Annotated in this window: 19 protein-coding genes and 1 riboswitch; of the genes, 3 read left to right on the forward strand and 16 right to left on the reverse strand. The window is 38.4% G+C overall.

All coding sequences use genetic code 11. From position 1 onward, the window contains the following. Nucleotides 1-51: 51 nt before the first annotated feature. The gene (locus ASO14_RS08300) at nucleotides 52-1,977 is read right to left on the reverse strand and encodes an elongation factor G (protein WP_068453776.1); all 1,926 of its coding nucleotides are present in this window, start codon (nucleotides 1,975-1,977) and stop codon (nucleotides 52-54) included. A gap of 105 nt (nucleotides 1,978-2,082) precedes the next feature. After that, nucleotides 2,083-2,991 (reverse strand): homoserine O-acetyltransferase MetA, encoded by a 909-nt coding sequence (gene metA / locus ASO14_RS08305; protein WP_068453781.1) that lies wholly within the window; start codon nucleotides 2,989-2,991, stop codon nucleotides 2,083-2,085. Nucleotides 2,992-3,062: 71 nt separating this feature from the next. Further along, a riboswitch (SAM riboswitch) is annotated at nucleotides 3,063-3,175 on the reverse strand. A 163-nt stretch (nucleotides 3,176-3,338) separates the two neighbouring features. Here metA and ASO14_RS08310 point away from each other — a divergent pair. Then, complete coding sequence (locus ASO14_RS08310) at nucleotides 3,339-4,499, forward strand: aminotransferase class I/II-fold pyridoxal phosphate-dependent enzyme (protein ID WP_068457406.1); 1,161 nt, start codon at nucleotides 3,339-3,341, stop codon at nucleotides 4,497-4,499. Nucleotides 4,500-4,546: 47 nt separating this feature from the next. Here ASO14_RS08310 and ASO14_RS08315 read toward each other — a convergent pair whose 3' ends face one another. The 14 genes from ASO14_RS08315 to ASO14_RS08380 form a co-directional block, all read right to left on the reverse strand. Beyond that, a complete protein-coding gene (locus tag ASO14_RS08315) occupies nucleotides 4,547-5,944 on the reverse strand; it encodes an amino acid permease (RefSeq protein WP_068453783.1) in 1,398 nt (465 codons plus the stop codon). A 23-nt stretch (nucleotides 5,945-5,967) separates the two neighbouring features. After that, entirely contained in the window at nucleotides 5,968-7,296 is a 1,329-nt protein-coding gene (locus ASO14_RS08320; protein ID WP_068457410.1) for an aspartate aminotransferase family protein, read from the reverse strand. Between the two features lie 138 nt (nucleotides 7,297-7,434). Beyond that, nucleotides 7,435-8,979 (reverse strand): PucR family transcriptional regulator, encoded by a 1,545-nt coding sequence (locus ASO14_RS08325; RefSeq protein WP_068453785.1) that lies wholly within the window; start codon nucleotides 8,977-8,979, stop codon nucleotides 7,435-7,437. Nucleotides 8,980-9,114: 135 nt separating this feature from the next. Then, entirely contained in the window at nucleotides 9,115-10,674 is a 1,560-nt protein-coding gene (locus ASO14_RS08330) for an amidohydrolase (RefSeq protein ID WP_068453786.1), read from the reverse strand. A 123-nt stretch (nucleotides 10,675-10,797) separates the two neighbouring features. Beyond that, a complete protein-coding gene (locus tag ASO14_RS08335; RefSeq protein WP_068453787.1) occupies nucleotides 10,798-12,321 on the reverse strand; it encodes a CoA-acylating methylmalonate-semialdehyde dehydrogenase in 1,524 nt (507 codons plus the stop codon). 123 nt (nucleotides 12,322-12,444) lie between these two features. Continuing rightward, nucleotides 12,445-12,702 (reverse strand): hypothetical protein, encoded by a 258-nt coding sequence (locus ASO14_RS08340; RefSeq protein ID WP_068453789.1) that lies wholly within the window; start codon nucleotides 12,700-12,702, stop codon nucleotides 12,445-12,447. A gap of 171 nt (nucleotides 12,703-12,873) precedes the next feature. Further along, nucleotides 12,874-13,185, reverse strand: a complete 312-nt coding sequence (locus ASO14_RS08345; protein WP_068453792.1) for a hypothetical protein — start codon at nucleotides 13,183-13,185, stop codon at nucleotides 12,874-12,876. Between the two features lie 13 nt (nucleotides 13,186-13,198). Beyond that, a complete protein-coding gene (locus ASO14_RS08350; RefSeq protein ID WP_156422362.1) occupies nucleotides 13,199-13,630 on the reverse strand; it encodes a hypothetical protein in 432 nt (143 codons plus the stop codon). Nucleotides 13,631-13,840: 210 nt separating this feature from the next. Next, nucleotides 13,841-14,974 carry an acetylornithine transaminase gene (locus tag ASO14_RS08355; RefSeq protein ID WP_068453796.1) on the reverse strand — a complete coding sequence of 378 codons (1,134 nt, stop codon included), beginning with the start codon at nucleotides 14,972-14,974 and terminating at the stop codon, nucleotides 13,841-13,843. Beyond that, the gene (gene argB, locus ASO14_RS08360; protein WP_068453797.1) at nucleotides 14,971-15,750 is read right to left on the reverse strand and encodes an acetylglutamate kinase; all 780 of its coding nucleotides are present in this window, start codon (nucleotides 15,748-15,750) and stop codon (nucleotides 14,971-14,973) included. The genes ASO14_RS08355 and argB overlap by 4 nt, the downstream gene beginning before the upstream one ends. Next, the gene (argJ, locus tag ASO14_RS08365; RefSeq protein ID WP_068453799.1) at nucleotides 15,713-16,939 is read right to left on the reverse strand and encodes a bifunctional ornithine acetyltransferase/N-acetylglutamate synthase; all 1,227 of its coding nucleotides are present in this window, start codon (nucleotides 16,937-16,939) and stop codon (nucleotides 15,713-15,715) included. The genes argB and argJ overlap by 38 nt, the downstream gene beginning before the upstream one ends. A gap of 14 nt (nucleotides 16,940-16,953) precedes the next feature. Continuing rightward, nucleotides 16,954-17,988 (reverse strand): N-acetyl-gamma-glutamyl-phosphate reductase, encoded by a 1,035-nt coding sequence (argC, locus tag ASO14_RS08370; RefSeq protein ID WP_068453801.1) that lies wholly within the window; start codon nucleotides 17,986-17,988, stop codon nucleotides 16,954-16,956. Nucleotides 17,989-18,259: 271 nt separating this feature from the next. Further along, on the reverse strand, nucleotides 18,260-19,483 hold the full coding sequence (locus tag ASO14_RS08375) for an AI-2E family transporter (protein ID WP_068453806.1): 1,224 nt from the start codon (nucleotides 19,481-19,483) through the stop codon (nucleotides 18,260-18,262). A gap of 50 nt (nucleotides 19,484-19,533) precedes the next feature. Beyond that, nucleotides 19,534-20,478, reverse strand: coding sequence for an LCP family protein (locus ASO14_RS08380; RefSeq protein WP_068453808.1), 945 nt, complete (start codon nucleotides 20,476-20,478; stop codon nucleotides 19,534-19,536). A 124-nt stretch (nucleotides 20,479-20,602) separates the two neighbouring features. Here ASO14_RS08380 and msrA point away from each other — a divergent pair, with 124 nt between their 5' ends. Together msrA and ASO14_RS08390 are read left to right on the forward strand one after the other, a co-directional pair. Then, nucleotides 20,603-21,148 carry a peptide-methionine (S)-S-oxide reductase MsrA gene (gene msrA / locus ASO14_RS08385; protein ID WP_068453812.1) on the forward strand — a complete coding sequence of 182 codons (546 nt, stop codon included), beginning with the start codon at nucleotides 20,603-20,605 and terminating at the stop codon, nucleotides 21,146-21,148. 64 nt (nucleotides 21,149-21,212) lie between these two features. Next, nucleotides 21,213-22,118 (forward strand): AEC family transporter, encoded by a 906-nt coding sequence (locus ASO14_RS08390; protein ID WP_068453814.1) that lies wholly within the window; start codon nucleotides 21,213-21,215, stop codon nucleotides 22,116-22,118. The last annotated feature ends 79 nt before the right edge of the window (nucleotides 22,119-22,197 follow it).

Consider the following 22,197-nt stretch of genomic DNA (forward strand, 5'->3'; position numbering starts at 1 on the left):
CTAAAAAGAAAAGACTTCATTCCTAATAATTCTGAATGAAGTCTTTTTATTTTATTCAATAATTGGACAGTGCATCGCTTCTTTGGCTTCTGTCCAATGAACGGAATAGCCTTTTCCTTTTGCACAAAATACTGAATTTGAACTGTACTCAGGGTCAGCATCTTTTTGATACGCCATTTGCTCTATTACTTCCTCTGCATTATGACACACATCATAACCATCAACACGGAGTTGCAGACTACCTCGACCATTCGTTGAAGCAGCAAACTGAATTGGATAGTCACGCATCGTTGCGACTGGCGCACGCCCTGTCATATACACCTGTTCACCCATAAATTGTGGTTCATCTACTTGTGCATGACGATTCGTTACATCTGTGACAATGCGTCCAAATAGTTCATGATGCACCTTCAATGAAAATGAATAATACGGTTCAAGTAATTGATTTTCAGCTTGTTCTAATCCTTGACGCAAGGCACGTAATGTCGCTTCTCTAAAATCACCACCTTCTGTATGTTTCGGATGCGAACGTCCTGTTAAAATCGTTACACGTAAATCAGTGATTTCAGAGCCTGTTAAAATACCACGATGTTTTTTTTCAATGAGTGATTGTTGAATCATATTTTGCAGTCCGATTGCTAAATCATTCGGGTGGCACTTGCTCGTTACTTCAATTCCAGCTCCACGTTCATTTGGTTCGATTTGTAAATGCACCTCTGCATAATGCTTTAACGGTTCAAAATGGCCGTATCCTCGTACCGTCTGTTGAATCGTCTCTTTATAGATAATTGTCGGTTCTGTAAATGCAATTTGCTCGCTAAAACGTTCTTCAAAAATTTGCTGTAGCACTTCTAATTGAATCTCACCCATAATATGAAGTGTTATTTTCTGTATTTCTTCTTGCCATGTCACACTAAGTGCTGGATCTTCTGCTTCTAACAAACGACAATATGCTAGTAACTCTTTTGGATGTAAGGCGCCTTCATAAACAATTTGTGTGCGCATCGTTGGACGCAAATCTATTTCATAAGAAGGCGTAAATTCACCTACTCCCATACCAACTGTTGCTTCTTTCAAACCAATTACCGCTACCGTATCACCTGCTTCCGCTCGCTGTAATTCCTCAAATTTTTTACCGTGATATTTACGAATTTGTGTGATTTTAAACCAATTCCCACCACAGCGTACATCGTCTCTTACTTTCAACGAACCTTGATGAATTTTTATAAAAGCCATACGTTGATTTTGTTCAATGTGACGAATTTTATAAATCATTCCTTGTAACTCTCCCGATTTATGCTGTGGCTGGAGCAATGTATCTAGCACTTCTAATGCAAAATCGATGCCTTCATCTTTTAATGCTGAGCCATATAAAATCGGTGAAAGTTCTTGTACCATGAAAGCTTTTGAAAGCCTTTTTTGCCATTCGCTTTCGGATAAACTTTCTTCTAAATAGTCTTCTAAATATTGCTCATCTCGTCCTGCAAATTCTTCTATTCCTGTTGCCCAGTCATGAAATGGTAGTGCATATTCCATTAATTCTTGTTGAATTTCTTCTGTCACTGTTGCTGCATTGGCACTAATTAAATCCATTTTATTAACGAAAAACAGTGTAGGAATACGATATTTTCTTAGTAAACGATAAACTGTTTCTGTATGTCCCTGTACACCGTCTGTTCCATTTAATAGAAGAATTGCCCCATCCAGTGCCATAATCGAACGCTCCATCTCTGCCGCGAAGTCGACATGTCCTGGTGTATCAATCACCGTATAATCATTTTCTCGATATGTAAAAGTGGCCTGTTCCGCAAAAACGGTAATGCCACGCTGTTGTTCAATCTCATGCAAATCTAAATGTGCATTTTGATGATCGACACGCCCAATGGTGCGAATACTTTTCGTATGAAAAAGTAATTGCTCTGAAAAGGTGGTCTTCCCTGCATCTACATGTGCTAAAATGCCAATTGTTTTCTTCATTGTCTTTCCTCATTTCTTATCAAAGCGTCTCTACTATGAATTATATCATGTCCAATAATAAAACCATCTTCTTTCGAATATACACGAAAAAAGATGGTTTGCTGTTTATTCCCATTCATACGGTGTTTCTTGGTACACATAGTAATTCAACCAATTGGAGAATAATAGATGCGTGTGTGAACGCCAACGATTCAACGGTTTTTTCGTTGGGTCGTCGTTCGGGAAATAGTGTTTTGGTACTTGCGGTTCGATGCCCTTTGCAACATCACGGTCATATTCTTGCTTTAATGTATCTGCATCATATTCTAAATGACCTGTAATCATAATTTGTTTTTCATCACGCGATACGATAATAAATGCCCCTGCTTCGTCTGATTCAGACACGAGTTCTAAATCAGGATGGTTTAAAATAGCCTCTCTTGAAACAGAGGTATTACGTGAATGTGGTGCTGTATATACATCATTAAATCCGCGAATTAACTTAACGGTACTATCATGCACGATGTGATCGAACACACCCGAACATTTTGACGGTAATGTATATTTTCCAATACCATAATGATAGTAGAGTGCCGCTTGTGCGCCCCAACAGATATTCAAAACAGACGTGACATTTGTTTTCGTCCATTCCATAATCTCGACCATCTCATCCCAAAAATCAACTTCATGGAATTCAAATAATTCAATTGGCGCTCCTGTAATAATCATACCGTCAAATTTACGGTGTTTTACATGTTCAAACGTCGTATAAAATGACTCTAAATGATTTTTACTAACATTTTTTGATTCATGTGTCGCCGTATTTAAAAACGTAACATTCACTTGAAGTGGTGTATTTCCTAAAAGACGTAGTAGTTGTAACTCGGTCTTTTCTTTTTCAGGCATTAAGTTAAAAATTAAAATATTTAACGGACGAATGTTCTGGCTTGTCGAACGCACTTCGTCCATAATGAAAATCTTTTCCTCTTTTAAAATTTCAGTTGCTGGTAGCCCACTTGGTATATTGATTGGCATGATGAAACTCCCCCTTTAATATAAAAAAACCTCACTCTTTGATAAGAATGAGGCTACACATATGTATCCGACTCTTATCTATCAGAAGCATAATGGAGCTTCTGTAGGAATTAGCACCTTTCTGTTTTAAACAGAGGTTGCTGAAGCGTCATCGGGCCATTCCCTCGGCTTCTCTTGATAAGACAATATTGAATTATTAACTATCATAGCAGAACCATCCTTTAATAGCAAACATTTCTGATAATTCAATAAAATCTCTCGTTAAAAAACGTAAATAGTGTTTTTAGTCAAATGCAATATGGTAAAATAAAGAAGAAATAAGCGAATTAAAGGAGTGACACAACATGATGACGATGCATCGTTCAACATTAATGAATCAATTTCCGAAAGCCATTTTCGGTAGTTTAAAAGCTGCTGCAAAAAAGAAAGCGGCAACAGGCACAAAAATTATTGATTTAAGTTTGGGAAGTCCTGACTTACCACCTGCTCAAATTGTGCGAGAAGAATTAGCAAAACAAGCTGAAAAGGCTGATAGTTATGGCTATACACTCGGTGGAACGGAGCGATTCCATGAAGCAGTTGCCAACTATTATCAACGTCGTAGTGGTGTTGAACTAAATCCACAAACAGAGATCATTCAAACGATGGGTTCTCAGGAAGGACTTGTACACTTACCGCTCGCATTTTGTGATCCAGGAGACATTGTACTCACAACGGACCCTGCCTATGTAGCTTATGCTGCAGGGATTCACCTCGCAAAATGTGAAGCGTATGCGATGCCATTAACAGCTGAACATCAGTTTTTACCTGATTTTGATGCCATTCCAGAAGATATTTGTGCACGCGCGAAAATGCTCATTTTAAATCTTCCAGGGAATCCCGTTCCAGCAATGCCTTCTATCGCATTCTTTGAAAAGGCGATTGCTTTTGCGAAAAAACATAACTTAATCGTCATTCACGATGCCGCCTACTCAGAATTCTATTTTGAAGGTACAAAGCCGCTTAGCTTTTTAGAAGTACCCGGTGCAAAAGAAGTGGGTGTCGAGATTAATTCACTTTCTAAGAGTTTTAGCCTTGCAGGTGCCCGTATTGCGTATATCGTTGGAAACGCTTCCACCATTGAAACATTGGGCGAACTCAAATCACACCTTGATTATGGTACATTCCGCCCAATTCAAGATGCGGCATGTGTTGCACTCGACAATGCGGAAGCAATTACAGATGAACTGCGCATCATTTTTTCAACACGTCATCGTGTACTATCAGAAGGTCTTGAAGCAATTGGTTGGGAACTCGCACCATCTGCTGGTGGTATGTTCGTTTATGCGAAGTATCCGCAACAACAGATGGATGACAAAGAATTTGTCTATCATGTTATTGAACAAACAGGCGTTGTACTTGTACCCGGTTCGATCTTCGGTGCATCGGGTAGAAACCATGTACGCATCGCACTCGTTCAAGATGAAAAACTATTACAAGAAGCTGTTTCAAGACTCGCAACTTTATAAACAGAAAAAGTCTGAATCCCATCATCAATAAGGATTCAGACTTTTTATTATTCAAGCGGTGTTTCAGGTTCTGGTTGTAACAGGTCAACAGGTGCTTTTTTACGTTGTGTAAAGTAATACATAAGCATGACTGCCGCTACAATGACTGCTGTAAAGAGAATTTGAGAGCGCATACTTGGAATGAAGAACATCGCTACAGCAAGTCCTCCTACCATAATCATCGTACCAATTGTTAAATACGGGAATAACCACATGCGTAATACAAGTTCATGTTCTGTCCCCTCTTTAATCGCACGACGGCGCATAACAAGCTGAGAAGCTGCAATGATGAAATACATAATTAATGTAATCGCTGAACATGAATTGACTAAGAACATGAATACCGCTTCTGGCGATACATAATTCATAATTACGGCAATATACGAGAAGAATGTACTTGCTAAAATCGCATAAACAGGTGCGCCGCGCTTATTCAACTTTAAGAAAATTTTCGGTGCTTGTCCTTCTTCTGCTAAAGCAAAAGACATACGAGATGTTGCATACAGTGCTGAATTCAGACAAGATAATACAGCAGTTAAAACGACAAAGTTCATAATTTGCGCTGCTGCTGGAATACCGACATAGTCGAGTACTGCAACGTAAGGACTTGTTAAAATACTCGATGAATCCCATGGAAGCAACGTCACAACGACGGTAATCGAACCGACGAAGAAGACAAGAACACGCCAGATGATTGAATTCGTCGCTTTTTGTACGGCATTCACCGGTTCAGCAGATTCTCCTGCTGCAATCGCCACAATTTCAGTACCCATGAATGAGAAGATGACAATGACAACACCCATCATGACTGCGCCAAAACCATTCGGTAAGAACCCACCCTGCCCTACTAAGTTCGTAAAGCCAACTGATGAAAAGCCTGGTACGATGCCAAAAATAATAAATGCACCGATTGCTAAGAATGCAATAATACTAACTACTTTAATTAATGAGAACCAGTACTCGAATTCACCAAAAGCCTTAACCGATACTAAATTTGTAACAGTTAATGTTAAAGTTAAGATTAAACTTAATAACCAAAGCGGAATCCCATCATACCAATATTGAATGATGGCGGCTGCTGCAGTTGCTTCTAGCGCGATTGCAATTACCCAGAAGAACCAATAAAGCCAACCAACTAAAAATCCTGCCCATTTTCCAAGCGCCTGACTTGCATAAATCGCAAATGAGCCACTCGATGGGTTTTTAGCTGCCATCTCCCCTAACATACGCATCACGAGGACAACAATGGTACCAGCAATCACATACGATAAGATGGCGCCGGGTCCAGCTAAGTGAATAACTGAACCACTCCCCATAAAGAGTCCCGCACCAATAACACCAGCGATGGCAATCATCGTCATATGCCTCTTTTTTAACCCCTTTTGTAACGATTGACCTTCATTCATCTACAACACCCCTTTATGCTTTGCTATTTATCCCAAATGGCTTTCACAACGGTATCGACAATCGTTTGTAAATCTTCATCACTTGTATTAAGTGGTGGTGATAATGTCAGGACATTATTATATCCTGCAACAGTTGCACCGTTCTTTCCAATGATGACGCCTTGTTGTTTACACGCTGCGATGATGTCATTCACAACCTGAACGGCTACAGGTTGTTTTGTCTCTTTATTTTCTACTAACTCAATACCAATTAATAAACCTTTTCCACGTACACTGCCAACAAGTGCATGATTTTCAAGCTGTTCTTGAAGTATTTGTAAGATTTCTGCTCCCTTAATAGCTGAGCGTTCAAATAGTTGTTCTTGCTCCATTAGCTCAATGTTTTTAAGCGCTGCTGCACAACTCGCTGTTGCACCGCCAAATGTATTGACATGTCGTAAATAGTCATACATCTCACTACCATTGAATGCTTCATAGATTTCTCGCTTCACAGCAGTTGCAGATAGCGGTAAGTAACCACTTGTAATCCCTTTTGCCATTGTTACAATATCTGGTTTTACACCGTAATGCTGATGACCGAATGGCTTTCCTGTACGTCCAAAACCACAAATTACTTCATCAACAATGAGTAGTGCATCATGTTTTTCACATACTTCTTTTATACCGCGCATGTACTGTTCATTCGGTACAATGACTCCGCCACCTGTAATAATTGGCTCCATAATCATAGCTGCAATCGTCTGACCCATCTCCCATGTCATGACATGATCGACTGCTTGAACAGAAGGAAGTGCAGTCGGTTCAGATGCTTTTTCTGGTTGACGGTACTCATCAGGCGGTGCAACATGTAAAAAGCCCGGCGCAAGCGGTTCGTATTTGTATTTGCGTTCTGCTTGACCTGTTGCTGCTAAAGAGCCCATCGAATTTCCATGATATGCACGATAGCGCGACACAATTTTATACTTAGATGCTTTTCCTTGTTGCGCATAATATTGGCGTGCAATTTTGAAAGCCACTTCATTTGCTTCCGAACCACTATTTGAGAAGAATACTACATAGCCACCACCTAATAATTCATTTACTTTCTCTGCGAGTTGAATCGCTGGTGGATGTGATTGCGATAATGGCGCATAAGCATTTTTCATCATTTGATCGTAAGCAGCTTTTGCGATTTCTTCACGACCATAACCAACATTTACACACCATAATCCCGCCATCGCATCGATGTATTCATGACCATCTGAGTCTTGAATACGTGCACCATGTGCTTTTTCTACAATCATTGTTGCTTGCGGATTATACGGTTTCATCCCATGCCAAAGATATTGCTCATCTACTGCTTTTGCGTTCATTTCTGTTTGTGTTTTAGACACATCAACCACTCCTTCTCATTCATGTTGTCTTTCTTACTTGTATTATCTGACATGAAAGGAAGAAATGTATGTTACATAATGTAAAACAATTAACAGAATATTTTTACATAAGTTAGCTTATTCATGAATTTTCGAAGATTTTTCTATGAATTCTTTTGCGTATAGCATCATCTCAAGCATCATACGATGATGCGGTTCACTCGAATCCATTCCAATTAATTCTTCTATTTTTTTCAAACGATGATATAATGTTTGACGCACAATATATAATTTTTGAGCTGTTTCCTGTTTGGAGCAATTCGTTGCTAAATAAGTGCGCAATGTTGGGATTAATTCTGATGAATGTTTTTCATCATAGGCAATTAATGGTCCGAGATATTGCGTCATCACCTGCTTTACATCCATTGTTTGTTGTAAATTTAATATCATATGCCCCAATAACACATCTTCATAAAAACAATCTGTCGTTTGCAGTACTTTTCGAATATACATCGTCGTTCTGGCAGTTTCATATGCAGTCGGTACATCTTCCACTGATTCAACTGTTTTACCTGTCGCAATACGTGTAACAGTATCCGTTTTAAAAACCTTTTTGATTTTTAAAACCGCTTCTCGCAAACGCGACATCATCGAAGCTTCATCGCGCTGATTGAAAATAATCATATAATAATGATCTTGATGATTCGTTGTACAGATTGTAAAGCCGCGTTTTTCAAAAACATTGCGAGCATATAATGTAAAGTACACATCATCAAAGCCTTCTTGTCCTTCCAACTGACCATTCGCTACATTCACATATAAAACCGTCATCTGCTTTATACGAATACGATCATGTTCTTTTTCAAGATGCTGCAAAATTTCCGACTTCGATAGTCGTCCTTCAAGCCAATCCTGTTTCCAAAGTTGCTGTGCTACCGCTTCTTTCTCAATTGAATACAGCTTCCTTAAAATAATTTGTGCGATAAATAGTGCGGTTCTCTCTAAAAACAAAGACTCAATTCCACTATGTAATCCATACCATTTCAATTGACCGTATTGTTGAGATAATAACAAAATCTCTTTTATTAAAGGCGCTTCTTTTTCAAGAAGCGCTTTTTTCGTTGCGTCACATTTTGGATAATAGACCGCTTTTTCATCTGTTAGTTGTAAAATACACTGTCCACCAATTGCCTCGACTAATACTTCAAGTAATGCTTCTGGTCGATTCGATGTGAGCGATGCCTTACTCAGTGTATGTGTATAGGCTTCCAGTCTCTCAATTAATTGGTACTGATGACTGATAATTTGGCGATGTACTTCTTGTGTAATATCACTAAAAGACACTTCTTCATGAAAAACAACAATCGGAAATTGATGTTTTTTCGCTTTTTGTAGAATGGTTGTTGGAATTGACTGAATGTAACGACCATATTCAATACATAACCCTGCACAGTTTTTGGCGATGAGTTCATCTAAAAAACGTTCAAATGTATCGACATCTTTATGAATCCCCATTCCTGTTGTTAAAATGAGTTCATGTTCTTTCATAAGATGACCTACAGCTGAATTTTCAATAATATGTACCCACTTCACAAGTCGATTGGTATTTCCTGCCATACATTCTGCCGATTGAAATTGATCATATTGTAAAATATCTGCTAATTGTAATTGTAAATTTTGCACATTTTCACCTCTTTTATGCTATCTATTATAATGTAGTTTTATCGGAATTCTATAACTTTTTTGATTTATTTCTTAAAATTTAGATTTTTCAAATAAAAAAGTTTAGGCACGCATGCACCTAAACTTTTTGTATAATCAATCTTGTTGATAAGCAATGCGTCCATCGACAACCGTCATGACTGCTTGCGCTTCTGAAATCGTTCCTTTAAATAAATCTCGGTCAAACACACTAAAATCAGCTACAAATCCTTCTTTAATCATTCCACGTTCATGTGACTTCCCAATAATCTCTGCGCCGCCACGTGTATACATTTGAATCGCTTCAAAACGACTGATACATTGTTCTACACCATATACAACACCGTCTTTTTTACGTGTGACAGCCGCTTCAATTCCAAGTAGTGGGTCGATTCTCTCTACCGGTCCATCACTGCTTCCTGCACATGGGATTCCATGTTCAAGTAATGACTTCCATGCATAGGCATATGGTAGACGTGCTTCACCAAGTCGCTCGGCTACCCAAGGAAAATCTGATGTCACAAACGTCGGTTGAACGTCGACTGCAACAGGGAGTTTTGCGATACGTTTTAATAAACCTTCATTTACTAAACACGTATGAATCAGTCGATCGCATACACCTTCAGCTGCTGGATAGCGCTCCATCATCGTCACAACTTGCTCTGCTGCAGCGTCACCAATGACATGAACCGCAATCGGCGCATCATATTTTCGTGCGAGTTGGAATAATTTCGCCATCTCCTCATCTGTTTGAATGAGTGTTCCTTTCCAACCAGATTGATCTGCGTAATCTTCAATTAATGCCGCTGTTGAACCGCCAAATGAACCGTCCGCAAAAATTTTCATTGCACCGCGTTCCATAAATGGTTCATCAAACGTAAGATTCGCCTCCATCATTTCTTCAAATACATAGTAGTGCATGAGTAGATGACAGCGAAAATCTTGTCGTTCAGCTAAAACTTCGCGGTATGCACGATACGGTTCTTGGTAAGGTCCATAATAAGCGAAATCTTCGGTATGACCTGCCGTTAATCCTTTTGATAACATTGTATCCATCGCGACATTCAAAGCTTTTTTCAATTCGTTCACATATTGCTCGCCCTCTTGAATTTGAGCATCACGCAATTGTTCTGCTGCTGCTTCATAGACAAGTCCTGTTAAACTCCCTTGTTCATCGCGTCCGACAGACCCCTTATCTGAATCTATATAATTTTCTAGGTTAGCGGCGCGTAATGCAGCTGTATTTCCTAAATAGACATGACGACATACACGACTAATCGCAATCGGTCCCTGACGAATTGCATCGAGTTCTTGTAATGTCGGAATCGTCGGGTCTAAAAATTGATTTTCGTTGAAACCTTCCGCAATGAGCCAACTATCTTCAGGTATATTTTGGCTTGCAATCGTGAGTAAATATAACATTTCTTCTTTTGATTGGACGGACGATAAGTCGAGTCGCATTAACTGTAATCCTACGCCAATCATATGTAAATGACTATCAACGAAGCCTGGATACATCACTGCCCCTTGTAAATCAATGATTTCATCCGCTTCTTTTTTTAAATCTTCGGTAGAACCGCATGCTATAATGCGCCCATCTTCCGTTAAAACCGCCTCTACCGTATCGCCTTCTGATTCCATTGTGTAAATTGTGCCGTTGATCCAAACTTTTTTCACGTACACGCCACCCCTTTTTCCATTTATTCTCTCTATTATCTCTTTTTAACGATTAAAAAGAAAGTAATTCTGTTCGAAAAAAAGAGAAGCAGGTACGAACACCTACTTCTCTCAATCATTTATTTACGCATCTTGGTTACTTGGGAATGAGAACGCTGTTGTCGCATGCTCATCCGCTGTTAGCCATTTTTCAGAAATGGTTTTTGTTTTCGTAAAGAAGCGCGCTTGATCTGGACCAAACATATGCCCTTCACCGAATTTCGAGCGTTTAAAGCCACCAAAGTTATGATAGCCAACAGGAATTGGAATCGGCACGTTGACACCGACCATACCTACATCAATCTCGTCTTCAAAGTGACGAGCTGCGCCGCCATTATTCGTGAAAATCGTTACACCATTTCCTAGTTCATGCGCATTAATTAAGTCGATTGCCTCTTGTAATGTTGAGACGCGTGTCACGATTCGAACAGGACCGAAGACTTCTTGTTCGTATGCATGCATACCCGGCTGTACATGATCAAGTAATGTTGGACCTACGAAAAACCCTTTTGATTCTTTTACAATATCCCAATCGCGTCCATCAACCACAACTTCTGCGCCTTCTGAAATGGCACGCTCGATTGATTCGATGACAACATCTTTTGATTGCTGTGTGATGACAGGACCGAAATCAACGCCTGCTTCTTGGTAATCACCGACTTTGAGTTGTGAGATTTTTTCTTTTAAAATTGCGACGAAGCGATTGGCAGTGTCTTCTCCGACTGGAATAGCACCTGAAATCGCCATACAACGCTGTGAAGCAGCACCATATGCAGCACCTAAGAACGCATTCGCTGTTTGTTCTAAATCCGCATCTGGCATGATGACCATAAAGTTTTTACCGCCACCGAATGCTGCCACACGTTTACCATGTTTTGTACCTGTCGCATAAATATACTCTGCGATTGGTGTTGAGCCAACGAATGAGATTGCCTGTACGTCTTTATTCTCAAGTAGTTCATCTACTGCTTCTTTACCACCATTAATTACCGTCCATACACCTTTTGGTAGACCAGCTTTTCCCCATAGTTCACATAGGAATAATGCCGACATTGGCACTTTTTCAGATGGCTTTAAAATGACCGCATTTCCTACCGCGACAGCCATACTTGTAATCGCAAGCGGCACCATAACTGGAAAGTTGAAGGGTGCAATCGTTCCAACAACACCGAGTGCATCTTTACGAGAGAAGGCATTAATATGTCCGCCCACATTAACAGAATACTCTCCTTTTAACATTTGCGGTGCAGCAATTGCCATATCTACTGACTCTAAACCACGCGTAATTTCACCCTTTGCATCTTCACGTGTTTTCCCGCTCTCCGTACAAATCAATTCTGTTAATTCCTGTTCATTTTCTACAAGTAATTGACGGAAACGATGGAGAATTTCAACACGCTTACCAACTGACGTATTACGCCATCCTTTGAACGCTGCTTTCGCTGTCGCAATAGCCTCACTTACTTCTTCACGTGTCGCCAGCGGTACACGTGCAATTTCTTCGCCTTTAGACGGATTGTAAACCGATGCATAATTCCCACTCTTTCCTGCAACTTTTTCACCGTTCACATAATGATGTAACTGCTGTACTTTTTGTTCTACTGTCATCTAAAACACCCCTTCATCTGCTAGTAATCTTTTACTTACACATAATTTACCATATAACAGATACAGGAAAATTGCACGATGCGTAATGATTCAAAAGCGAGAATTAGACAAAGTGTAAAGTGTTCAAAGGAAGTATGTAAATATATAACCTTCTAGCTCATAGAGAAGGTAACCAATCAGAACACCTAGGAAGACCGTACGCCCGATTTTCTCATGTTTTTGCTGTTGTTCAAATTGTAAAAAATCACGACCTAATAGCCATAAAACGGCTACCATCACAACAATCTTTGTAAAAATATGTGGATTATCCCACTGCATATCTTTTAAATTGAGGACAACCCACATCACAATAATGACATTTATTAAACCTTTTAGTTTCATCAGTATCTTACTCTTTTCATTTGTTTTTAGAAGTTCACTTCATTTAGATAGTGTAACATATCAAAGATGAATGCTTCCTATAGATATCTTGCCAATTAAAAAAAGACGACTGTATAATCATCGTCTTTTACATTGAGATAAAATGTTTTACTACTATCTAAAATTAACCTTCTAATTCTGTAGACCATATTTACGAATTGATGTCATTTCGCCGCTATTTTTGAATAGCTTGTTGTAGCGGTAGCTTACTACGTATTCGCGTTCTGTTGTAGAATCGATATTTTTCGCGAGTGAGTCTGTAAGTTCATAGTCTTTTCTCTCGATTTGAATGTATTGATGGTTATCTTTTTTAATGATGTTCTTGTCTGATAGTTCAATACGTTCTTCAGCAACAACGACTTCATTCATCATATAAACGCCCCAACCTATTACAGCTAATACAATGATACCGACAATCGTTAAAACCGTACGATTTGCTTTCATGTTGTTCACGCTCCTATGTGTTTTTTCGGAATACGAATAAGGCAGTTGGTGCCGACTGCGGCGGGATACTGCGTGTTGTGATTTTACAAAGTGCAATGACATACGCTCCGTCCGTTAGACGTGCGCCGTATTTTTTCGTCTGTGCGCTATGACGAATCATACAAACGTCGCTAATACACGATGTCCCCTCATCATAGATTCCTTCATATAGTCCATAAAAAGTCGATTTTTCAGAAATGAATAATACATATTGTCCATATAAACGATAGAGGCGAAAATAACTTTGAGCAGGTATTTTATGTAGCGAAATAGTGTCACCTGTTTCCCAGTCTATGACTTCTGTTGTGATTGGTAGATGCATAATAAAATCCTTCGTTTGTAGGTAAATATATGTTTTTTCCATCTGAAGTTGTTCTATTTTCCCCTCGATTGTATGTACCGTCACTCTAACACCCCCACTTTCTTCCATTTTAACATATAAAAAGGTAAATATATACATAAAAAAATCTTCCTAGTTTTATTAGGAAGTGAATTAGGTGTGATTTTCACAGACGGTTTGGTCCCTGTTCCGCACCGTCTATGACAAACCACAGATATTTAAGAGGTATACAGCGTGAATGGTGATTCTCTGAACACATTAATTCACGTATATTAATTAGACATTTACAAGCATTACTTGTTTTAAAATTTGCACTGCTTCATCAATTTCTTGTTGGCTTACATTTAGTGGTGGTAAGAGCCTTAGTGTATTCGCACCTGCTCCAACAACGAGTAAACCTTTTTCTTCGCATGCCGCAACAACTTCTGGAATCGGTTGTGTTAATTCAATTCCAAGTAGTAATCCCATACCACGTACTTCTACTTCTGGTAAGTGAATCGCGAGTTGTTCTTTAAAATAGTTAGAAGATGCTTTCACTTTTTCTAAGAATGAATCATTGAATGTTACATCTACAATGGTCTGTGCAATTGCCATCGCCATCGGATTTCCACCGAATGTCGAACCATGTGTCCCCACATTGAATGTATCGAATAATTCCGCTGTCCCAAGCATAGCGCCGATTGGGAACCCACCACCAAGTCCTTTTGCGAGTGTGACAATATGTGGTTTTAAAGCTGTCTGTTCAAAAGCATAGCGTGTTCCTGAACGCGCAATACCCGTCTGCACTTCATCGACTACGAGCAAGATCCCTTTTTCGTCGCAAATATGTTGAATCGCTTCGGCAAATTCAGGTGTGACAACGTGTACACCACCTTCTCCTTGTACGACTTCTAACATGATTGCGGCTGTTTCATCGTCTACTGCTGCTTCAAGTGCTGCCACATCATTAAATGGTACATATTCAAATGTATCTAAAATCGGTCCAAAATCACTATGCACCTTTGCTTGTCCTGTTGCGCTCATCGCCGCAAATGTACGACCATGGAAAGATTGTTCAAATGTAATCATCTTATGTTTTTTCGTATGTTTACGTACTAATTTGATTGCGGCTTCATTCGCTTCTGTTCCTGAGTTACAGAAGAAAGCGTGAGCGAGGTGTGTATCTTTCACAAGATCATGCGCTAACTTTTCTTGTGCATGACTTGTATATAAATTCGATGTATGCCACAACTTTTCACTTTGCGCTTTCATCGCTTGAACTAATTCCTCAGGACAATGCCCTAACGTTAAGACCGCAATACCGCTAGTAAAATCTAAATAACGTTTTTGTTGATCATCCCATACGTACGTCCCTTTACCTTCCACAAGATGAACAGGTCTTCGATTATAGTTTTGAAATAATGCACTCATTGTGTCACCTTCTCTTTTAAAATAGTCGTTCCTTGCAGCGTTGCACCGACGATTTTCACTGCTGGAATTCCTGCATCGACACAGGTCATCGCCGCTTCGACTTTTGGAATCATGCCACCGTAGATTGCACCCGTCGTAATCCACCCTTGAATTTGCTGTGCAGTCGTCTGCTGAATCGATACATCTTCAATACGAATGCCATCTACATCTGTCACGAATAACAGTTCATCTGCTTGATTGGCAAGTGCTACATCACAAGCTACAGTATCTCCATTAATATTAAGAAGTTGCCCTGTATTTGTCGCGCCAATACATGCAACGACAGGTAGAATATTCAGTGCTTGTAACTGCTCTAATATCGCCATATTGACTGTATCAATCTCCCCTACATAGCCAAATACTTCTTTATTTAAATAATGGCACTGCAATAACTTCGCATCTTGACCATTTAAGCCCATCGCTTTGATACCTGCTTGATTGAGTTGACCAACTAGCATTGGATTCACTTCACCAATGAGTGTATTTGCTACGAGATGAATGGCTTGTTCATCTGTTACACGAATACCGTCAATTTTATGTGTGGCTATATTTGCCTGCGCAAGTGCCTCATTAATCGCTGGACCACCGCCATGAACGATAATAACATCATATGTTTGTTGCACTTCTTTTAAGTGGTGAAAGAATGTTTCATTCAAACCTTCTAACATACTTCCACCTAATTTGATAACCATTCTTTTTTTACGATCTGTATGTGGCATTGATTTGGACATAGTCATAGGTTAAGTCACATCCCCACGCTTTTCCTACACCATCTCCTTGATGTAAGTTCGCATAAATTTTCACTTCATGATTTTTTAAGTACGCTGTTAATTCTGTTTCAGAGAAAGGAATCGGTTCTCCCTTTTCAACAACCGTTGTATCACCAATTTTGATTAGAATATTTGTCGGATCAATTGTGCAGCCGCTATAGCCAATAGCACAAATGACACGTCCCCAGTTCGCATCACAACCGAATACGGCTGTTTTTACAAGTGGTGATCCAACAACTGTTTTCGCAATTTTACGTGCTTCTTCGTCCGTAATCGCGCCTTCAACCGTTACCTCGATTAGCTTCGTCGCACCTTCTCCATCCTGTGCAATCATTTTTGATAAATCTTCTGCTACTTTGACAAAAACATCTTCAAAAACCGACCATTGTGGATGTTCTGGTGTTAATGGGTTATTTTGAGCTAAACCGTTAGCTAATACAAGAACCGTATCATTCGTTGATGTGTCACCGTCGACTGTAATCGCATTAAAGGTTGTATCCGTTGTTTTCTTTAATAATGCTTGCAACTCTTTTTGTTCGATATTGGCATCTGTCGTAATAAAACCAAGCATTGTCGCCATATTCGGCTCAATCATACCTGAACCTTTTGCAACACCGGCAATAATAACTTCTTGTCCGTCAATCTCAACTGCATACGCTGTATTTTTCATCACCGTATCTGTTGTTAAAATCGATTGTGCAAAGTCAATCGCATTTTCAAGTGTATGTCCTGGCTGAATCATATCAATGCCTGTTACTACTTTGTCCATCTTCATAATTTCACCGATAACACCTGTTGAAGCTACACCTACAAGTTGCGGTGAAATCCCCAACTTCTCTGCTGTCAGTTGCTGCATCTGTAATGCATCTGCCATCCCCTGTGTACCTGTACATGCATTGGCATTACCTGAATTAATGATGATTGCCTGCATCTTTTCATTCGTATAGACTGTCTCTTTCGTTAATACAAGAGGTGCTGCTTTAATCGCATTCGTTGTGAATACACCTGCTACACTCGCTGGTACTTCACTTACAATCATGCCTAAATCTTTCTTTTTATGCTTTAGTCCACAATGAATACCTGCTGCACTAAATCCCTTTGGCGCAATAATACTTTCACTTGTTAACTTTTTTACTGATTCAACGATTTGTGCCATACTTTGCTCTCCTTTTAGATGAACAGCGGTACTTGTTTTAGTCCTGCCTGTTCTTCATATCCCATTATTTTATTCATATTTTGAATCGCTTGTCCTGCTGCGCCCCTCACTAAATTATCAATCACCGCAACAACGGTTAAGCGATTTGTTCGCGCATCTAAATTAATCGTAATATCACAGTAATTCGTTCCACGCACTTGATTTGTACTAAGTTTTTGTACGTCTCGAACAATTCGGATAAACGGATCGTTTGCATATGCTTCTTCGTACGCTGCATATAAAATTTCTTCCGTTACACCTGATTCAACCTGTAAATAGCTCGTCGTAATAATGCCTCGAATCATTGGAACAAGATGCGTTGAAAATGTAATCGGCTCTACTTTTCCTGTAAATAATTCGATTGCTTGTTCAATTTCTGGAATGTGTTGATGTTGATTAATTTTATAAATGGTTGTAGCTTCGGTTGTTTCTGTAAAGTGCGTCATTTGTGATGGTTTATTACCTGAACCAGATACACCACTTTTCGCATCAATAATGATATTGTGATGCTGAACTAACCCCTTTTGTAATAAAGGTAGAATAGAAAGTAATGTCGCTGTTGGGTAACAACCTGGATTCGCAATCACTTGAGCTTCTTTAATTGCTGCATCATTCCAACCACATAAACCATAAACACTTTGATTGACTAAATCTTGTGGGGCAGCTTTTTTATTATACCAATTTTCATAATTTTCAATATTCTTTAATCGCAAATCTCCTGATAGATCAATAAAGACTGTTTGTTCATTATAGATTTCAGGAATTAATTGACCCGATATGCCAGAAGGTGTTCCGAGAAAGACTACATCTAATTGTGCAATGGCTTCTTTCGTAATCGCTTCAAGCGGTTGATCATATAATGTTGTTAAGTGCGGGTATTTTGCTGAGAATGATATTCCTTCTTCTGAAGAAGTAAATAATTGAATCTCTTGGACTGCTGGATGGCTGCTTAGTAGCCGAACAAGTTCTAACCCTCCATAACCTGTTGCACCAATGATGCCCACTTTCATCGAATCACCTCTTTCATATGATATTCATATTATATAAATGTATATTTATAATGTCAAATGTATTTTTATTTATTTTGAAAATTTTAGAAAATTCCGTTTTAAACAAGCGATTTATTTTTATAAAAGAGATTCTCACGCAATTCATATCTTATGTTCTTTTATATATCACATCCTCCTTATTCTTATACTTCTTTTATTCTATGTATAAAAAAAACATTGAGCGATTTAAAATATACATTTTCATGTATCTTTATTCGCTCAATGTCTCTATTTATGATTTTGGTTGTTCGTCTTGCTCCTCTTTCCATTCCATCACTTCATATTGTTCGTGATCATCATGGAATTTATTAAAGCGTTTTTTAAACAGATTCCATAAATGCGATACAATTACTTTTAAGACTGCATATCCTGGAATACCGAGTACAACTCCTGCTACACCATATAATGAACCAGCTGTTAACAGAACGAAAATGATTGTAATCGGATGCACATGTAATGATTTACCCATTACTTGTGGTGAGATGAACTTCCCTTCAATTAACTGCACTATCGTCCAAACTACTGCTAATTTTAATAGCATGACAGGTGCGGTTACAATTGCAATAATTGCTGCTGGCGTAATCGCAATGATTGGTCCTAGATAAGGTACAACAGATGTAATCATAGCTAAAAAACCAAGTGGTACAGCATAATCAAGTCCGATAATTAAAAAACCAATTGTCACCATCGTACCTATACAGAAGGACACGATAATTTGTCCTTGAATGTAGCTACTAATTTGGTGATCCGCATTTTTTAATACATGCTCTGTACCGCCACGTAAAGATGGTGGTAATAATTTCATAAAAGCACGTGGTAATTTTTCACCGTCTTTTAATAAGTAGAATAAAATGAATGGAACCGTTACAAGCGCTAATACAATGCCTGTTAATGTTGTTAGAAAACCTGTGATACTTGTCGCAAGTCCTTTACCTAACTGACCAGCCCCATCTTTTACATAATCACTAATTTCTTTTGTTGTATTATTAATCGCTTGGTCAAGTCGCAAGTCATACTTATCAAGTATTGCTGCAACTTTCGAACTTTCAACAAATTTTTGAATGGTATCTAAGAACTGAACAAAATATTGCGGGAATTCTGTAATTAGATTCATAAATTGCTCGCGTAAAAATGGTACAACAAGCGTCACAAGCAATGTAATCAACCCTGCGAGTGCAACATAAATGATGAGAATTGCCCATACGCGATGAATACGCCACTTCATTAATAATTTTAAGACTGGTCGTAATAAATAGAAGGCAATCACTGCTAATACAACAGGTAGCAGTACTGTATGGACGAATACGATGATTGGTTCAAAAATGAATGAGACCTTTGTGTAAAGATACAAAGCAATTCCCATTAAAATTAATGTGACTAATCCAAAAAGCAAATTTTTACCGCCTAAAAACTGAATAAACCGTGTGTTAAAAAAATCTCTTTTATTCGGTTCCATAGCACACCTCCAACTCTTTCTATTTCTCTATTGTTCTCAGTATACACCTTTTATTGGTTAAAGCGTAAGAATTTATCCAGTGCTTGGATATTTTGTTCTAAATTGATTTGGATGACTGATCCTGAACCGGGTACATTCGCAAATGTATAACTATTTTCAACAGGAATTGTTAATTTCTCGATTTTTACATCGCCGCCTTTTACAGCACCTAATAGCATCTTCAACTGATCACCCTTCGTTAAATCTGACTGGATAGATCCTTGCACAACACCAAGTAATTTTGGATAGTTTTTCACATTTTCAACTTGAAGAACTTCTTTTTTCAATGCTTCAATTGCTTGTTGTTGACGTTCAACACGTCCAAAGTCGCCTTGTGCATCATAACGGAAACGTGCGAATCCAAGTAGTTCTTTACCATTTAGACGTTGTGTTCCTTTTTTCAATTTGACACCAATATTTTTTGACATGTCATGTGGTACAGTTACTTCTACCCCATTCGGAGCAGCAACATCTACTACTTTTTCAAAGTTTTTAAAATCGACCACCGCTACGTGATTAATTTCTACATCAAACATTTGTTTCAATGTCGCTTTCAATAAATCAGCTCCATCTAAATAATAAGCTGTATTTAATTTATAACTTTTATAACCTGGAATATCCGCATAAATATCGCGCATGAATGAAACTAATTTGACGTCATTTGTTGCTTTATTCCATGAAGCTAACATCATTGTATCGGAACGTGATTGTTTTTCACCACGCGAATCAACACCAACTAATAAAATATTTTCAATATCCTTATTACTTTGTGGGTCACCATTAAATTCCAACGTTGCTTTTTCAGGCGCTTCTTCTCCAACAGCTAATTGTTCTCCAGATTTATATTGTAGATAAAAATAAACGCCACCGATGATTGCAAGTAAAAATAATGCTGTGAAAAAGATTCTTCCTTTGCGTAACTTACCTTTTTTTCTTCTTTTTCGTGTTTGTGCCATATCGTTTAAATTCTCCTTTCGTCTCATCGTTTTCTTCTTTATAATAGTAACATGCTCTCTACAGTTTTTTGAGTAGTTATTATATTAAAAAAATATTTTACATCTTTCTTTTAGGAGGTCTTTTATGTCCAATCAATCATTACAAAAAGCAACATTCGCCGGTGGCTGTTTCTGGTGTATGGTTAAACCATTCATCGAGTGGGATGGAATCGAATCTGTTATATCTGGTTATATGGGTGGAACTATTGAAAATCCAACATATGAACAAGTTAAAACAGGTGAAACAAGTCATACAGAAGTGGTTGAAATCATTTATGACCCTACACAATTCCGCTATGAACAACTTTTGGAATTGTTTTGGCAACAAATTGATCCAACTGACGACGAAGGTCAATTCCAAGACCGCGGTTCAAATTATCGTGCAATGATTTTTTATCATAATGAAGAACAGCGTGTACTTGCAGAACAATCAAAAGAAGCATTGGCTAAGTCTGGTAAATTTAAAAAGCCGATTGTTACACCAATTGTACCAGCTGAGACATTTTACATCGCAGAGGATTATCACCAAGACTTTTATAAAAAGAATCCAAAAGAATATAAAGAAGACCGTGCGCAATCTGGGCGCGATGAATTCATTTCATCACATTGGGATGAAGATACGTCTATGTGACGTTATTGTATAAAAAAGGTTCTCATTTTATTTCATTGTTTTTTTGGTAGAAAGAAGTGACTTTATGGATTTATTTCTTGTTATATTACCTGTGCTACTCGTATTTTTAACAGGTTTTATTGGTCAACGTATTCTCCATTTTAATATTAAAAACATCTCCACTTTAACACTTTACGTCATGTCACCCGTATTAGCGTTCCGAACATTTTATATGACACCGATTAATATCGATTACATGTATATTTTTTCGTTTGCGATTTTATTGTGTGTTCTACTGTTTATCGTAACATTCCTTGTTACGCGCCTCTTACATAGTGACCGTTCAGAAACATCTGCTGTCATGCTTGGAGCTGTCTTCATGAATAGTGGTAACTACGGAGCGCCTGTTGCATTATTTGCATTTGGTGACGAAGGCTTTCATATTGCTGTCATTATTATGGTTATTCACTCCCTTTTTATGAATACACTTGGTATCTTTATTGCTTCTGTGGGTAGTGACGACTCCCCAAGCTTAAGCGCATCCTTTAAAAAAGCGTTGAAAATGCCCGTTTTATGGGGTGCTGTCATCGGTTTAGTTTTACAACTAATTCATGTACCAGTACATCAATCTGTCATGAATGCTGTTGACTTAATCGCAGATGCTTCCATTCCTGTGGTCATGCTTATTTTAGGGATGCAGTTAGCTGTGATTTCAAGAAAACGTGTCAATTATGTAGCAATGGGTGCAACAACAATCATTCGTATTATCGCTTCACCACTTATTGCAGCAGCTATTCTTTATTTTATGCCTTTACCTCCACTTGTAAAATCGGTTTTAATTTTACAAGCTGCGATGCCAGCTGCCGCAAATACGACAATGCTTGCACTACAATTTAATACAAAGCCTGATCTCGTTTCGTTCACAACATTAGTGACAACATTACTGAGTATCATCAGTATTCCGATTGTGTTATTTTTCTTAGGAGTTTAAAACTTTTTACCCTCACGCTTCGTCTAATAGATACGTGAGGTTTTTTTATTAAAAAACCGTTTATTTCTGATTTTTTAGG

It is taken from the genome of Kurthia sp. 11kri321 (assembly GCF_001534765.1).
Classification (GTDB): Bacteria; Bacillota; Bacilli; order Bacillales_A; family Planococcaceae; genus Kurthia; species Kurthia gibsonii.

Excerpts from the sequence above, each read along its gene's own strand:
- ASO14_RS08320 (WP_068457410.1), bottom strand. The coding sequence starts at position 7,296 with ATGAACGCAAAAGCAGTAGATGAGCAATATCTTTGGCATGGGATGAAA.
- ASO14_RS08375 (WP_068453806.1), bottom strand. The coding sequence starts at position 19,483 with ATGGAACCGAATAAAAGAGATTTTTTTAACACACGGTTTATTCAGTTT.
- msrA (WP_068453812.1), top strand. The coding sequence starts at position 20,603 with ATGTCCAATCAATCATTACAAAAAGCAACATTCGCCGGTGGCTGTTTC.
- ASO14_RS08310 (WP_068457406.1), top strand. The coding sequence starts at position 3,339 with ATGACGATGCATCGTTCAACATTAATGAATCAATTTCCGAAAGCCATT.
- ASO14_RS08345 (WP_068453792.1), bottom strand. The coding sequence starts at position 13,185 with ATGAAAGCAAATCGTACGGTTTTAACGATTGTCGGTATCATTGTATTA.
- argC (WP_068453801.1), bottom strand. The coding sequence starts at position 17,988 with ATGAAAGTGGGCATCATTGGTGCAACAGGTTATGGAGGGTTAGAACTT.
- ASO14_RS08300 (WP_068453776.1), bottom strand. The coding sequence starts at position 1,977 with ATGAAGAAAACAATTGGCATTTTAGCACATGTAGATGCAGGGAAGACC.
- ASO14_RS08355 (WP_068453796.1), bottom strand. The coding sequence starts at position 14,974 with ATGAGTGCATTATTTCAAAACTATAATCGAAGACCTGTTCATCTTGTG.
- metA (WP_068453781.1), bottom strand. The coding sequence starts at position 2,991 with ATGCCAATCAATATACCAAGTGGGCTACCAGCAACTGAAATTTTAAAA.
- ASO14_RS08380 (WP_068453808.1), bottom strand. The coding sequence starts at position 20,478 with ATGGCACAAACACGAAAAAGAAGAAAAAAAGGTAAGTTACGCAAAGGA.
- argB (WP_068453797.1), bottom strand. The coding sequence starts at position 15,750 with ATGACTATGTCCAAATCAATGCCACATACAGATCGTAAAAAAAGAATG.
- argJ (WP_068453799.1), bottom strand. The coding sequence starts at position 16,939 with ATGGCACAAATCGTTGAATCAGTAAAAAAGTTAACAAGTGAAAGTATT.
- ASO14_RS08315 (WP_068453783.1), bottom strand. The coding sequence starts at position 5,944 with ATGAATGAAGGTCAATCGTTACAAAAGGGGTTAAAAAAGAGGCATATG.
- ASO14_RS08390 (WP_068453814.1), top strand. The coding sequence starts at position 21,213 with ATGGATTTATTTCTTGTTATATTACCTGTGCTACTCGTATTTTTAACA.
- ASO14_RS08335 (WP_068453787.1), bottom strand. The coding sequence starts at position 12,321 with ATGACAGTAGAACAAAAAGTACAGCAGTTACATCATTATGTGAACGGT.
- ASO14_RS08340 (WP_068453789.1), bottom strand. The coding sequence starts at position 12,702 with ATGAAACTAAAAGGTTTAATAAATGTCATTATTGTGATGTGGGTTGTC.